15 protein-coding genes are annotated in these 12,452 nt (G+C 69.9%); 10 read left to right on the top strand and 5 right to left on the bottom strand.

Annotated features, from left to right (window positions below; genetic code table 11):
* Positions 1 to 11 precede the first annotated feature (11 nt).
* The 5 genes from ACLJWH_RS14915 to ACLJWH_RS14895 form a co-directional block, all read right to left on the bottom strand.
* Complete coding sequence (locus ACLJWH_RS14915; protein ID WP_411142153.1) at positions 12 to 887, bottom strand: fumarylacetoacetate hydrolase family protein; 876 nt, start codon at positions 885 to 887, stop codon at positions 12 to 14.
* 93 nt (positions 888 to 980) lie between these two features.
* Complete coding sequence (locus tag ACLJWH_RS14910) at positions 981 to 1,382, bottom strand: lipocalin-like domain-containing protein (RefSeq protein WP_411142223.1); 402 nt, start codon at positions 1,380 to 1,382, stop codon at positions 981 to 983.
* Positions 1,383 to 1,890: 508 nt separating this feature from the next.
* Entirely contained in the window at positions 1,891 to 2,523 is a 633-nt protein-coding gene (locus tag ACLJWH_RS14905; protein ID WP_411142222.1) for a recombinase family protein, read from the bottom strand.
* Positions 2,524 to 2,672: 149 nt separating this feature from the next.
* Complete coding sequence (locus tag ACLJWH_RS14900) at positions 2,673 to 3,074, bottom strand: NUDIX domain-containing protein (RefSeq protein WP_411142221.1); 402 nt, start codon at positions 3,072 to 3,074, stop codon at positions 2,673 to 2,675.
* A 221-nt stretch (positions 3,075 to 3,295) separates the two neighbouring features.
* On the bottom strand, positions 3,296 to 3,988 hold the full coding sequence (locus tag ACLJWH_RS14895; protein WP_411142152.1) for a nitroreductase: 693 nt from the start codon (positions 3,986 to 3,988) through the stop codon (positions 3,296 to 3,298).
* Positions 3,989 to 4,093: 105 nt separating this feature from the next.
* Here ACLJWH_RS14895 and ACLJWH_RS14890 point away from each other — a divergent pair, with 105 nt between their 5' ends.
* The 10 genes from ACLJWH_RS14890 to ACLJWH_RS14845 all read left to right on the top strand — a co-directional run bounded on the left by ACLJWH_RS14890 (position 4,094) and on the right by ACLJWH_RS14845 (position 12,441).
* The gene (locus ACLJWH_RS14890; RefSeq protein WP_411142151.1) at positions 4,094 to 4,717 is read left to right on the top strand and encodes a TetR/AcrR family transcriptional regulator; all 624 of its coding nucleotides are present in this window, start codon (positions 4,094 to 4,096) and stop codon (positions 4,715 to 4,717) included.
* Positions 4,718 to 4,798: 81 nt separating this feature from the next.
* Entirely contained in the window at positions 4,799 to 5,107 is a 309-nt protein-coding gene (locus ACLJWH_RS14885; protein WP_411142150.1) for a hypothetical protein, read from the top strand.
* 458 nt (positions 5,108 to 5,565) lie between these two features.
* Positions 5,566 to 6,855, top strand: a complete 1,290-nt coding sequence (locus ACLJWH_RS14880; protein WP_411142149.1) for an alpha/beta fold hydrolase — start codon at positions 5,566 to 5,568, stop codon at positions 6,853 to 6,855.
* An 89-nt stretch (positions 6,856 to 6,944) separates the two neighbouring features.
* Positions 6,945 to 7,583, top strand: a complete 639-nt coding sequence (locus tag ACLJWH_RS14875; protein ID WP_411142148.1) for an MBL fold metallo-hydrolase — start codon at positions 6,945 to 6,947, stop codon at positions 7,581 to 7,583.
* Positions 7,584 to 7,612: 29 nt separating this feature from the next.
* Positions 7,613 to 8,392, top strand: coding sequence for an exodeoxyribonuclease III (locus tag ACLJWH_RS14870; RefSeq protein WP_411142147.1), 780 nt, complete (start codon positions 7,613 to 7,615; stop codon positions 8,390 to 8,392).
* Positions 8,393 to 8,577: 185 nt separating this feature from the next.
* On the top strand, positions 8,578 to 9,018 hold the full coding sequence (locus ACLJWH_RS14865) for a DUF6278 family protein (RefSeq protein ID WP_411142146.1): 441 nt from the start codon (positions 8,578 to 8,580) through the stop codon (positions 9,016 to 9,018).
* 226 nt (positions 9,019 to 9,244) lie between these two features.
* Positions 9,245 to 9,988: an amino acid ABC transporter ATP-binding protein gene (locus ACLJWH_RS14860; protein ID WP_411142145.1), complete on the top strand. Its 744-nt coding sequence runs from the start codon at positions 9,245 to 9,247 to the stop codon at positions 9,986 to 9,988.
* Between the two features lie 13 nt (positions 9,989 to 10,001).
* Positions 10,002 to 10,931, top strand: coding sequence for a glutamate ABC transporter substrate-binding protein (locus tag ACLJWH_RS14855; protein WP_411142144.1), 930 nt, complete (start codon positions 10,002 to 10,004; stop codon positions 10,929 to 10,931).
* 17 nt (positions 10,932 to 10,948) lie between these two features.
* On the top strand, positions 10,949 to 11,593 hold the full coding sequence (locus ACLJWH_RS14850; RefSeq protein ID WP_411142143.1) for an amino acid ABC transporter permease: 645 nt from the start codon (positions 10,949 to 10,951) through the stop codon (positions 11,591 to 11,593).
* Positions 11,590 to 12,441 (top strand): amino acid ABC transporter permease, encoded by an 852-nt coding sequence (locus tag ACLJWH_RS14845; RefSeq protein ID WP_411142142.1) that lies wholly within the window; start codon positions 11,590 to 11,592, stop codon positions 12,439 to 12,441. The genes ACLJWH_RS14850 and ACLJWH_RS14845 overlap by 4 nt, the downstream gene beginning before the upstream one ends.
* The last annotated feature ends 11 nt before the right edge of the window (positions 12,442 to 12,452 follow it).

Raw genomic sequence — 12,452 nt, 5'->3', positions numbered from 1 at the left:
GTGTGTGGCCGTCAGGCTGATTGGGGGCCGTGGGGGTAGCTGCGGCCGGCGATCAACGGGTTGCGGAGTTCGCCGATGCCCTCGATCCAGCTGCGCAGCTCTTCGCCGGGGCGGAGGAACCGCATCGGATTCCGGGCGCCGCCCACGCCTGAGGGGGTGCCGGTGAATACCAGGTCGCCGGGGAGCAGCGGGCAGATCCCGGAGATCCAGGCGATCTGCTCGGAGACCGAGAAGATCATGTGGCTGGTCCGGGATTCCTGCATCGTCTCGCCGTTGACCGCGCAGCCCAGTGGGAGATCGTCGGGGTTCTCGAACTCGTCAGGGGTCACCAGCACCGGGCCGATCGGGCTGAATCCGGGGAAGGACTTTCCGAGTGAGAACTGCGCCGGTGAACCCCGCAGCTGGATGCGACGCTCGGACAGGTCCTGACCGACGGTGAGGCCGGCCACGTGTCCCCAGACGTCCGCGGCCGCGACCTGGTGTGCCCGTGTTCCGATGACCGCGACCAGCTCGATCTCCCAGTCCACGGTTTCGCTGGGCAGTGCGACCGTGTCGCGGGGGCCCGTGACGGACGTCGGGTACTTGGTGAAGATCGTCGGCTGGGCCGGCTTGTCGGCGGCCGACTCCGCCACATGGTCGGCGTAGTTCAGGGCGACGGCGAAGACCTGCCGGGGGCGTGGCGCGGGCGGGCCGAGCTGCCGCTCGTCGAACGCGGCACGCTCGTATGCGGCCGGAACGTCGGACTGTGCCCAGTCACGGAACTGCGGCCAGCGGTCGAATACGGCCTGCGGGTCGGACGGGAATTCCCCGTCACTTGCCTTCTCCACGTCCACGACACCGTCGTCGTACACGAGCACCAGGCGGTCATCGAGATTGGCTGTGCGCATGGCGTGCCACCTCCGTAGAGACATCAGAAGTCGTTGATCGGTTCGCTCGGATCCGCCGTGACGTCCGGAAACCGAAACGGTCGGCCGACGGTGTCAGGGCACCTGGCGGACGTGTCGGGTCGCGGGCCGGCGCCAGCGCAGGACGGACGTGGAATCGCCCGGTGAAACGGCCGTCAGCTCCAGAGTTTCCGGAAGAAAACGGACGCGGCGTTCCAGGGTCGTACCCACCCATGGCGCGTAGTGGCTGATCATGACGTGATGGAGCACCGCCCCGTCTGCCGCGCGCTCCCAGCGGCCGGCATACGCCACGGTGCCGTCGGGAGCCTCCGGCTCCTCGGATGCACGGACATTGCGGGCGGGGTCGGTGGTCAGCAGGGCGCTCATCCAACCGTTTGCGGTGTACAGAAGCATCCCTCTGGGCCGTTCCCCGAGGGGATGGGAGGTCACTCCTCCGCGTTCAACGGTGAAATCTTCCAGGACCCACGTTCCCACCATGTCGTCCACAATCGCCTCGCATGTCGCTCACGTAGGCCACGGGCAATGCGACAGGCAGTGCTCGATGGGCCCATCCACGTGGCCGACCTCCGTCGCCCACACTTTTAAGTGAACGTCGCCCCCCGCTGCAGCTCTCGGTCCGAGAGGCCAATAAGTCGCCACATCTTTGAGCCGGCGGCCTGCATGCCGTGAAGCCGGACGGCGCCTTCCTTCTCTCTTTGGGTGCCAAGGCCCTGGTCAAGCCGGTGGAGGACGACAACACCGGAGGTACTTTCGCGATCGGAAGTCTTGTTTCCGGAAGACCTTTGCCGAGCAGATCAACGGTCTGACCGAGCGATACCGACGGTCGAGCGTCGGGCTGAAGGTGGCTGGGGTCCATCGCGGTGGAACTCGGCGGAGTGACGCCCTTCGCAATCGGCGCCGAGCAGGCGCCGGCCCCTGGCCTGGGCTTTTGCCTCGCGCCCTCGCCCTCGGCTGCAGCATCATCTGCTGGCGACGCCTGAGAACCTCATTTTGCCTGCAGTTCTTTGAGGTCAGGGATGTGGTTGTAGAGGGTGCCGACAGAGACGCCGAGGAGCTTGGCGATCGTCTCGACGCTGTTGTCGGGGTTGGGGAGCATGTCGCGGGCTGCGCGCAGCAGCTCTGGCGTCACCACGGTCGGCCGACCTCCGACCCGGCCGCGGGCCCGTGCGGCGGCCAGGCCCTCGTTCGTGCCCTGCTCGATCAGTTCGCGGAGGAACTCCGCCAGGGCGGCGAAGACGTGGAAGATCAGCCGCCCGCCCGGGGTGGTGGTGTCCAGGCGCTCGTGCAGCGAGGTGAAGCCGATGCCACGGTCGCGCAGAGCGGCGACCATGTTCACGCGGTCCTGGAGCGAGCGGCCGTAGCGGTCCAGGGAGGGGACGACGAGGGTGTCTCCGGTCTGGAGGAAGGCGTGGCACGCCGTCAGCTCCGGGCGCAGGTCGTTCTTCCCGGACTTCTTGTCGGCGAAGATGCGTCGGCACTTCGCTGCGGTGAGGGCGTCGACCTGCCGGTCGAGTTTCTGCCCGCCGGTGGAGCCCCGCGCGTAGCCGATGCGGATCTCGGTCGGGTGGAGGGGGAAGGCGGTGAGGAGGTCATCGGCGGAGCCGAGCGCGTCGGTCAGCGTGGTCACGAAAGGCCAGTCTGGCCTCAAATAACCAACGTTTTATGAGGATCGGCCGACGAGCACCGGAAAGGGCTCCAGAGCCCTCAACAACTCCCTCAGAAGCCCCGGACCGTCAACAACACCCGGACACTCTTTCCTGACGACGATCAAGCTCTGTGATTACCGTCCGGCATTGCTGTCCGCCGCCAGTTCGGGAAAGGTCCACCCGATCGTGTGGATGCGGTCGCTTGTTCGGGCGTGGTGGTTCTGTCACATCGCTCCAAGGGCAGGACGCGGGCCCCGTCGTGCTCCTGCGGATTCAGGGTGATGCCGCGGATCTGCGCCGCGGTGGGACGGCCGCCGTCGAAGACCATCCCGATCGTGCTGTAGGGCCACTCGGCACCGGGCAGCCCGTACACGGTGGCCAGCAGCCGGGGCGGTCCGGACACGGTCAGGCCGGTCTCCTCCTGGCACTCGCGCACGGCCGTTTCCCAGGGCCTCTCACCTTTGTCCATCGTTCCGCCGACCGAAGCAGGCGGGTTCGCTGTTTTCTGGCGGGGGAGTCGCAGGAACCCGCGTGTGGGTGGTTCCCCAACGGGTCTGAGTATGGCGGGTTCACGGCCTGGCTAAGGGCTGTCCCGTCATACCTGGCGGGCGCGCGACGACAGCTACGGCACCTCGCCGCGTTGTCGGAACATCCGCATACACCCAGTATGCGGACGCTCCTCCGCCTTGCGATGCACCGCATCTGACGCCGCGCGCTGATCCACCAGGTATGACGGGACAGCCCTTAGTCGTGGAACGTCGTAGTCGCCGCCAGCGCCACGCGTCCGGCACTGACCCGGTTCACCGGTGCGGCACCGTCGGCGTAGCCGAACGAGACCCCAACGAGCAATTTCCCCTCGCTGACGCCGAGTACGCCGCGCACAGTGTCGGTGTAGAAGCTCAGCAGCCCCTGCGGACAGCTGTCCACGCCGTACGCGGCCATCGCCAGCAGCAGCGTCTGCATATAGGCGCCGACGTCCGCGGCCGGCCGCGCGTCGGCACGGCCTGAAGAGACGAAGAGGAACGCGACGTGCGGTGCACCGTAGAACCGCAGGCTCTCGGCGTCGTAGGCCACGCGTGCCGCGGCGTCGTCGCGGCCGATGCCCAGCGCGCCGTAGAGCTCGGCACCGAAGGCGGCACGCCGTTCCTGCTGTATCGGCGCGTACATGTCGTCGCGGTACGGGAAGTCGGTGGAGGTACGACGTGCGGCGTGAGCCGCCTGCAGGGCGTCTGCCAGACGGTCGCGCAGCGCGCCGCTGATCACCTCCACCCGCCACGGCTGCGTGTTGGAGTTGGACGGCGCAGCGCCGGCCAGCGAGAAGATCGCACGCATCGTCTCCGGGGCCACGGCGTCGGGCCGGAACGCACGCACGGCGCGTCGACCGCGGATCAGCCGCTCCGCGTAACCACTCAGCTCGCTGTGACCGGACCGACTCATGGAGTACTCCTCACCTGGACGAAAGTAAACGCAACCGTTTATTTGGATGGACGCGACTCTACCCACGCGCCGCACCGGAAGTAAACGCCCCCGTATACTCGCCCCATGAGTGCGGCACCGGAGACGGAAGCGGAAGTACCTGCCCAGCCGGCGCAACGACCGGGGCGGGGCGCACGGGAGCGCATCCTGGCCGCCGCCACCCGGCTGTTCGCGGACCAGGGGATCACCGCGACCGGCATGGAACAGATCGCGGAGGCGGCGCCGGTGTCCAAGCGCACCCTCTACGCCCACTTCCGGACCAAGAGCGACCTCGTGATCGCCTACCTGCGGGCGCTCACCATGTCGGGGAACACGCTGGAGAGTGTGCTCACCCGTGAGGACCTCGACCCCCGCGAGCGGATCCTTCGACTGTTCGACCCACCCGCCGCGAAGGCGGCCCCGGTCCGGGGATGCCCGTTCATCGACGCCGCGGCGGAGTTCCCCGACCCCCGGAGCCCGATCCACGCCTATGCCCGCGAACAGAAACTGCTGATGGCCCATCTGGTCACCACGCTCGTGGCGGAACTGGGCTGCGCCCAACCCGCCGCGCTCGCCGAGCAGTTGGTGACCCTCGCGGACGGCGCTGCCAGCCGCGCCATGGTGCTGAACGAGACGGACTACGGCCGGCACGCGCGCACAGCTGCCGAGACCCTCCTCGCACACGCTCTCCCTCGGACAGGCCGCCCGTGATCCGTCGGACAGTCACCAGCCGCCCTCAAGGCGTTCAGGGCTCTCCGATCCGAGGAGAGGTTCGCTCCGGGGGAGGCGTACGTGGCGTCCGGCTGCGTGCTGGTGCATGAGGCGGGAGATGCATTCGCGATCAAGCAGCTTCGTCGGCGTGCGTACCGGCTCATGGAGCTTCTCGGCCTCCGTCGCGTCAGGCTCTACGACGCCCGCTCGTCGTGCTTCACCTTCCTGGCCGACAACGGCGTGCCCGACCACATCCTCGCGCTATGGGCCGGGCATGCGAACGTAAAGACGACCAAGAGGTGGTACGTCGAGCCGGACGTAGCGGGCCTCCGCGGTGCCGCCGCCACATGGGACGGCCTGCACGGGGTCGCGGCGGAGGAGCAGGCGTGAGCCACGAGCTCCGCCGGCCGAGCGGCCTGCCGAGCCGTATGGCCAGCGGGGTTGAGGCGGATTCGGAGTCCGGCTGCTGGTTGTGGACCGGTAGCCGGGAGGACCCATCCGGCTACGGCCAAGCCTCGTGCAAGGGGAGAACAGATCTTGTTCACCGCGTGGTGTTCAAGCTGCTGGTGGACGAGATTCCGGAAGGTTTCCAGGTCGGTCGCGCCAAGCCTCGTCCGTGTCACCGCACTCGGTATGCCACCCGGGTCACCTGGAAGCCGTGGCCTACGAGCAGGAGGGCGCGTCCGGAGGACCCACTGTCGACGCGGTCACGAGTGCATGCCGGAGGACACGTACCTGGACGCTCAAGGGTTCCGGCAGCGCCCGGACCTGCCGTCGCGAGAGGACCAGGAGCCGCTAGGTTCACCCCGGCGATGTGACATCACGTGACAGATGAGAGGGTCGGACGGGTGAGCCAGACACCGGAGAACACCCTGCAATACCGCTCTGACGGGCCAGAAGACGCCCCGGTCCTGGTTCTGGGAGCCTCCCTGGGTACCACATGGCACATGTGGGACCGGCAGATCCCCGAGCTGACCCGCCACTGGCGCGTCCTCAGATTCGACCTGCCGGGGCACGGCGGCTCGCCCGCCCATCCGGCCGCCTCCGTCGCCGAGCTGGCCGACCGGCTGATCGCCACCCTCGACGCCCTGGGGGTGGACCGCTTCGGGTACGGCGGCTGTTCCATCGGCGGGGCCATCGGCGTCCAGCTCGCCCTCACCCGCCCGCACCGCGTCACCTCCCTGACGCTGGTGTCCTCCTCGCCGCGCTACGGCACCGCCGACGCCTGGCGTCAGCGCGGTGTGGTGATCCGTACGAACGGGCTCGACCCGATCGCCCGCACGGCCCCCGAGCGCTGGTTCACCCCCGGATTCGCGGAGTCCCAGCCCGCCATCGTCGAATGGGCCGTCCAGATGGTGCGGACCACCGACCCCGGCTGCTATATCGCCGCCTGCGAGGCGATGGCCTCCTTCGACGTACGGTCCGCGCTCGGCCGGGTCGGCGTGCCCACCCTCGTCGTCGTCGGTTCCGCGGACCGCATCACCCCGACCGCCGACGCCCGCACGCTGGTCGCCGGCATCCCGGACGCCAGCCTGGCCCTGGTGCCCGGCACCTCCCACCTCGCGCCCGTCGAACAGCCCGCGGCCGTCACCGACCTCCTCATCCGGCACTTCACCACCGCCTGGCAGGACCGGCCCGGCGGCGGCCCGGCCGCGCTCGGCGCCACCGCGAACACACCGGTGCTCGCGCCCCCGCGGCCCCCGCAGCCGGTCCCCGCCGCCATCGAGTCCGGTCTCGCCCAGCCGGCGCAGCTGCGCGGCAGCACCTACGAGCAGGGCGTCAAGATCCGCCGCGAGGTGCTCGGGGACGCCCATGTCGACCGGGCCGAGGCCGCCACCGACGGCTTCACCGGCGACTTCCAGGACTTCGTCATCCGCTACGCCTGGGGCGAGACCTGGAGCCGCTCCGGTCTGGACCGGCGTACCCGCAGCATCGTCACGCTCACCGCGCTGGTCGCCGGCGGCCACCACGACGCGCTGGCGTCGCACACCCGCGCCGCGCTGCGCAACGGCCTCACCCCGGCGGAGATCAAGGAGATCCTGTTGCACACCGCGGTCTACTGCGGGGTGCCGGCCGCGCACGCCGCCTTCGCGGTCGCCCAGCGGGTCATCCGGGAAGAGACCACCCCGGAAGGCTGACCCGGCCGGACCACGAGCCCGTGGCCCGGTGGTGCGCGGCACGCCGCCCCGGGCGGCCGCGGCGTCCCGGGCGCGGCAAGATGGCGGTCATGGAACTCACGAAGAAGACCCATGCCTGCGTCCGGCTGGAGAAGGACGGGCAGACGCTCGTCATCGACCCGGGAGTCTTCAGCGAGGCGGACGCGGCCGTCGGCGCCGACGCGATCCTGGTCACCCACGAGCACCCCGACCACTTCGACGAGGAGCGGCTGCGCGCGGGCATGGCGGCCAACCCGGGCGCCGAGATCTGGACCCTCGCCGGCGTCGCCGAGCAGCTCACGGCCGCCTTCCCCGGCCGGGTGCACACCGTCGGCGAGGGCGACACCTTCACCGCCGCGGGCTTCGACGTGGAGGTGCACGGCCAGCTGCACGCCGTCATCCACCCCGACATCCCGCGCATCACCAATGTCGGCTTCCTCCTCGACGGTTCGGTCTTCCACCCCGGTGACGCGCTCACCGTCCCGCAGGGCCGCCGCGTCGACACCCTGCTGCTGCCGGTGCACGCCCCCTGGAACAAGATCGCCGAGATCATCGACTACGTCCGCGAGGTCGCGCCGCGGCGGGCCATCGACATCCACGACAGCCTGCTCCAGGACCACGCGAGGCCGATCTACGACCGGCTGATCGGCGGGCTCGGCGGCGCCGACCACGGCCGCCTCACGTCCGGCACGCACACCGACATCGGCTGACTGTCGGTGCCTCGCGGTAGGTTACGGACATGCGCATCGCGACCTGGAACGTCAACTCGATCACCGCCCGTCTCCCGAGGCTGCTGGCCTGGCTGGAGAGCACCGGCACGGACGTGCTGTGCATCCAGGAGACCAAGTGCGCGGCGGACCAGTTCCCCGTCGGCCAGCTGCGCGAGCTGGGGTACGAATCGGCGGTCAACGCCACCGGCCGGTGGAACGGCGTCGCCGTGCTGTCCAAGGTCGGCCTGGCGGACGTCGTCACGGGCCTGCCCGGCGGCCCGGAGTACGAGGGCGTCCAGGAGCCGCGCGCCGTCTCCGCGACCTGCGGCCCGGTCCGCGTCTGGTCGGTGTACGTCCCCAACGGCCGCGAGGTGGGCCATGAGCACTTCGCCTACAAGCTGCGCTGGTTCGAGGCGCTGACGAAGGCGGTCGCCGAGGACGCCGCGGGCGGCCGCCCGTTCGCGGTCCTCGGCGACTACAACGTCGCCCCGACGGACGAGGACGTCTGGGACCCGGCGGTGTTCGAGGGCCTGACCCATGTCACGCCCGCCGAGCGCGACGCGCTGGCGACCCTGCGCGGGACGGGCCTGACGGACGTTCTGCCGCGCCCCCTGAAGTACGACCGGCCGTACACGTACTGGGACTACCGCCAGCTCGGCTTCCCCAAGAACCGCGGGATGCGCATCGACCTCGTCTACGGCAACGCCCCGTTCGCCGAGGCCGTCTCGGACGCCTATGTCGACCGTGAGGAGCGCAAGGGCAAGGGTGCCTCGGACCATGCGCCGGTCGTGGTGGATCTGGACGTCTGAGGCCGCCCCCACGGGCGGCCCCGCCCCCTCCCGGGGCCGGTGATCCGGTGTCCCGGCGCGCCGCCGCCGTACGCGTCCCGCGCCCCGTCGTGCCGCCGGACGGATCGGCCAAGAACGCGGGAGCGCAAGGCGGTTGCCGCGCGCCCTGTGGCCGCCGCCCCGGGCCGGATGCGACCCTGCACACCATGAACATGTCTTTCCTGGACAAGTGGCGCAGGCATCCGGACGCGGACCGCCGGGTATCCCTCGCGGAATCGGTCCGCGCCGACCCTGGCAGCGTCGTCGAGCTGCTCTCCGAATGCGAACTGCTGCGGGCGCAGGCCGCCGACTCGGGCGTGGAACTCGACGACTCCGTACGGTCGTTGGAGGAGTTGGACCAGTTGCAGCCGGTGTGGCGGGACGACCCCGAAGTGCTGCCCTGGCTCGGCAACGACGCGGGTCTCTATCTCGGCACCGTCCTCGTGCGGACGGTGCGCGGCGCCGTGTGGCAGGTGCGGCAGGACGGCCGGCCGGTGGTCCGGCTGGCGTCCGGCCGGGAGGTCGATGTCGTCGCGGCGGGCCAGGACTGGGCCGATGTCGGGGCGCCCGAGCTGTCCCAGGAGTACGCCGAGGTCGCCGAGAGCTGACGCCCGCGGAGCGTACGCCCGAGGCGCCCGACGCGGCCCCCGGCGCCCGGTGCCGCCGTCCCGGAGCCGCGCGGCAATCGCCCCTGACACGGTCTTCGGTGACCCGGCGTACGCCTGGTCCATCCGCCCGCTTCGGCTCCTCTGTGCGTGTCAACGATTAGGCGCCCCTTTTGTCCCGGTAAGTTGCGGCTCTCCGCTGTACGGATGAGAGGGAGCAGGTCCGCATATGGCCGGTGAGGCGCTGATCGAACTGCGCGGGGTCAACAAGTACTACGGAAAGCTGCACGTCCTCCAGGACATCGACCTCACCGTCGGCCGCGGGGAGGTGGTCGTGATCATCGGACCCTCCGGGTCCGGGAAGTCCACCTTGTGCCGGACCATCAACCGCCTCGAAACGATCGAGTCGGGCACCATCACGCTGGACGGCACACCACTGCCCGACGAGGGCCGCGCGCTCGCCGAGCTGCGCGCCGAGGTCGGCATGGTCTTCCAGTCCTTCAACCTCTTCGCGCACAAGACCGTGCTGGCCAATGTGATGCTGGCGCCCGTCAAGGTCCGCAAGGCCAAGAAGGAGGCGGCCGCCCGGCGGGCCCGGGAGCTCCTCGACCGGGTCGGGCTCGCCTCGCAGGCCGAGAAGTACCCCGCGCAGCTCTCCGGCGGCCAGCAGCAGCGGGTGGCCATCGCCCGCGCGCTCGCCATGGACCCGCTGGCGCTCCTCTTCGACGAGCCGACCTCCGCGCTCGACCCGGAGATGATCAACGAGGTGCTGGAAGTCATGCAGCAACTCGCCCGGGACGGCATGACCATGGTGGTCGTCACCCACGAGATGGGCTTCGCCCGCTCCGCCGCCAACCGCGTGGTGTTCATGGCCGACGGCCGCATCATCGAGGACCGCGCCCCCGAGGACTTCTTCACCGCACCGCGCAGCGACCGGGCGAAGGACTTCCTCTCCAAGATCCTCAAGCACTGAACGGCCCGCCGCGATGCCGCACTCCCGTACCCCGCGCCTGCGCCGCGCCCTGCTGGCCGCCGCGCTCACCCTCCTCGCGCTGGCCGCCGCCGGCTGCGGCCGCAACGGCAGCCCACCGGTCAAGAGCCCCAAGGCCGGCGAACTGCCCCACTACCCGGTCGCCGAGAACTTCCGGCTGCCGGACTCGCCCACCTGGCGACGGGCCGAAGCGCGCGGCCATCTCGTCGTCGGCGCCAAGGAGGACCAGCCCTACCTCGGCGAGCGGGACCCGGCCACCGGCGCGTACAGCGGCTTCGACATCGAGATCGCCAAGATGATGTCGGCCGCCCTCGGCTTCGACCCCGCGACGACCCGGTTCAAGACCATCGCCTCCGCCAACCGCGAGACGGCCTTGCAGAACGGCCAGATCGACTTCTACGTCGGCACCTACACCATCAACGCCCTGCGCAAGAAGCAGGTCGGCTTCGCCGGGCCGTACTACCTGGCCGGCCAGGGACTGCTGGTGCGCACCGACGAGAAGGACATCCACGGACCGCGGGACCTGGCCGGTAAACGCGTCTGCTCGGCCGCCGGTTCGACACCCGCCCAGCGCATCGCGGCCGACTACCCCCAGGCGATTCTGGTCACCTACGACACCTACTCGGTGTGTGTGGACAACCTGCTCACCTACCAGGTCGACGCGGTCACCACCGACGACGCGATCCTGCTGGGCTACGCCGCCAAGGCGCCCGACGAGCTGAAGGTCGTCGGCAAGCCATTCTCCAAGGAGCCGTACGGCATCGGCGTCCCCCGCGACGACACCGCGCTGCGCTCCGCGCTCAACGACGCCCTCGTCGCGGCCGAGCGCAACGGCTACTGGAAGCGGGCGTACGAGGCGACGCTCGGCCTGTCCGGAGTACCCGCACCGCAGCCGCCCCCGGTCGACCGCTACCCGGCGGGCTGAGGAGCAAGGACCCCACGATGAACGTTCTCCTCGACAATCTCTCCCGCTACGGGAAGGGCCTGCTGGGCACCGTCGAACTCACCGTCTACGCCTCGCTGCTCGCGCTCTTCCTCGGCTTTGTGACGGCCGCCTGCCGCGTCGCGCCGGTCCGCTCGCTGCGGGCCTTCGGCACGGTGTGGGTGACGGTGCTGCGCAACACCCCGCTGACGCTGCTGTTCTTCGCGGTGCTGCTGGGCCTGCCGCGCTTCGGGCTGGTGCTGCCCTTCCAGATGTTCGCCGTCCTCGCCCTCGGCTGCTACACGTCCGCCTTCATCTGCGAGGCGGTGCGCTCCGGCATCAACACCGTGCCGGCCGGGCAGGGCGAGGCGGCCCGCAGCCTGGGCATGACCTTCCCGCAGACCCTCGGCGACGTGATCCTGCCGCAGGCGTTCCGGACGGTCATCCCGCCCATCGGCTCCACCCTGATCGCGCTCGCCAAGAACTCCGCGATCGCCGGCTCCTTCAGCGTCGTCGAACTGCTCGGCACGTACCGGACGCTCAGCGAGCTGGGCTACAGCATCATCTGGACCTTCATCTGGATCGCCGTCGGCTATCTGATCGTGACCCTGTCCATCAGCGCGCTGTTCCACGTGCTGGAGAAGCGCTGGGGAGTCGCCCGATGACCACCGCCCTCTACGACGTACCGGGGCCGAAGAGCAAGCGGCGGCATCTGCTCTACGGTGCCGGGTCGACCGTGGTGCTCCTCGGTCTGCTCGGCTGGCTCGTCCACCTCCTCTTCCACACCGGCCAGTTCACCGCCCAGAAGTGGACTCCCTTCCTCTACAAGGGAATTCAGGAGCTGCTGCTGCGGGGCCTGGGCAACACGCTCCGGGCGTTCGGCTACGCGGCGGTGCTCTCCCTGGCGCTCGGCGCGGTGCTCGCGACCGGCCGGCTCTCCGTCCACCGGCCGGTCCGCTGGGTGAGTACGGCGCTGGTCGAGTTCTTCCGCGCGATGCCCGTACTGGTCATGATCTTCTTCATCTATGTGGCGCTGAAGGCCGAACCGCTGACCGCCCTGGTCGCCGGGCTGACCCTCTACAACGGCTCGGTGCTCGCCGAGGTCTTCCGTACCGGCATCCACGCGGTCGAACGCGGCCAGGGGGAGGCGGCCTACGCACTGGGCATGCACAAGACCCAGGTCATGACGCACGTCCTGGTCCCGCAGGCGGTACGCGCGATGCTGCCGACGATCATCAGCCAGCTGGTGGTCGCCCTCAAGGACACCTCGCTCGGCTACCTGATCACCTACGAGGAGTTCCTGCACGCCGGCAAGCTCATCGCCGCCAACCTCGACTACGGACTGCCGTTCATCCCCGTCGTCATGATCATCTCGCCGATCTACATCGGGATGTGCATGCTGCTGTCCTGGTGCGCCCACTGGGTCGCCCGGCGGCAGCGGCGCAACCCCAAGGTCGAGGCGGTGGAGGTGGGCGCCCCGGAGCCGGGCACCCTGCTCCCGGGCGGCCCGTAGGGGACGGCGCA

This window comes from Streptomyces sp. x-80, from assembly GCF_046549095.1.
Classification (GTDB): domain Bacteria; phylum Actinomycetota; class Actinomycetes; order Streptomycetales; family Streptomycetaceae; genus Streptomyces; species Streptomyces celluloflavus.
The sequence above is the reverse complement of the archived record's forward strand: the minus strand, read 5'-3'. Positions and strand labels throughout refer to the sequence as shown.

Bases quoted from the DNA above. Each gene is read 5' to 3' on its own strand.
- ACLJWH_RS14915 (WP_411142153.1), bottom strand. From the start codon at position 887: ATGCGCACAGCCAATCTCGATGACCGCCTGGTGCTCGTGTACGACGAC.
- ACLJWH_RS14910 (WP_411142223.1), bottom strand. From the start codon at position 1,382: ATGGTGGGAACGTGGGTCCTGGAAGATTTCACCGTTGAACGCGGAGGA.
- ACLJWH_RS14895 (WP_411142152.1), bottom strand. From the start codon at position 3,988: ATGAGTCGGTCCGGTCACAGCGAGCTGAGTGGTTACGCGGAGCGGCTG.
- ACLJWH_RS14890 (WP_411142151.1), top strand. From the start codon at position 4,094: ATGAGTGCGGCACCGGAGACGGAAGCGGAAGTACCTGCCCAGCCGGCG.
- ACLJWH_RS14875 (WP_411142148.1), top strand. From the start codon at position 6,945: ATGGAACTCACGAAGAAGACCCATGCCTGCGTCCGGCTGGAGAAGGAC.
- ACLJWH_RS14870 (WP_411142147.1), top strand. From the start codon at position 7,613: ATGCGCATCGCGACCTGGAACGTCAACTCGATCACCGCCCGTCTCCCG.
- ACLJWH_RS14865 (WP_411142146.1), top strand. From the start codon at position 8,578: ATGAACATGTCTTTCCTGGACAAGTGGCGCAGGCATCCGGACGCGGAC.
- ACLJWH_RS14860 (WP_411142145.1), top strand. From the start codon at position 9,245: ATGGCCGGTGAGGCGCTGATCGAACTGCGCGGGGTCAACAAGTACTAC.
- ACLJWH_RS14855 (WP_411142144.1), top strand. From the start codon at position 10,002: ATGCCGCACTCCCGTACCCCGCGCCTGCGCCGCGCCCTGCTGGCCGCC.
- ACLJWH_RS14850 (WP_411142143.1), top strand. From the start codon at position 10,949: ATGAACGTTCTCCTCGACAATCTCTCCCGCTACGGGAAGGGCCTGCTG.
- ACLJWH_RS14845 (WP_411142142.1), top strand. From the start codon at position 11,590: ATGACCACCGCCCTCTACGACGTACCGGGGCCGAAGAGCAAGCGGCGG.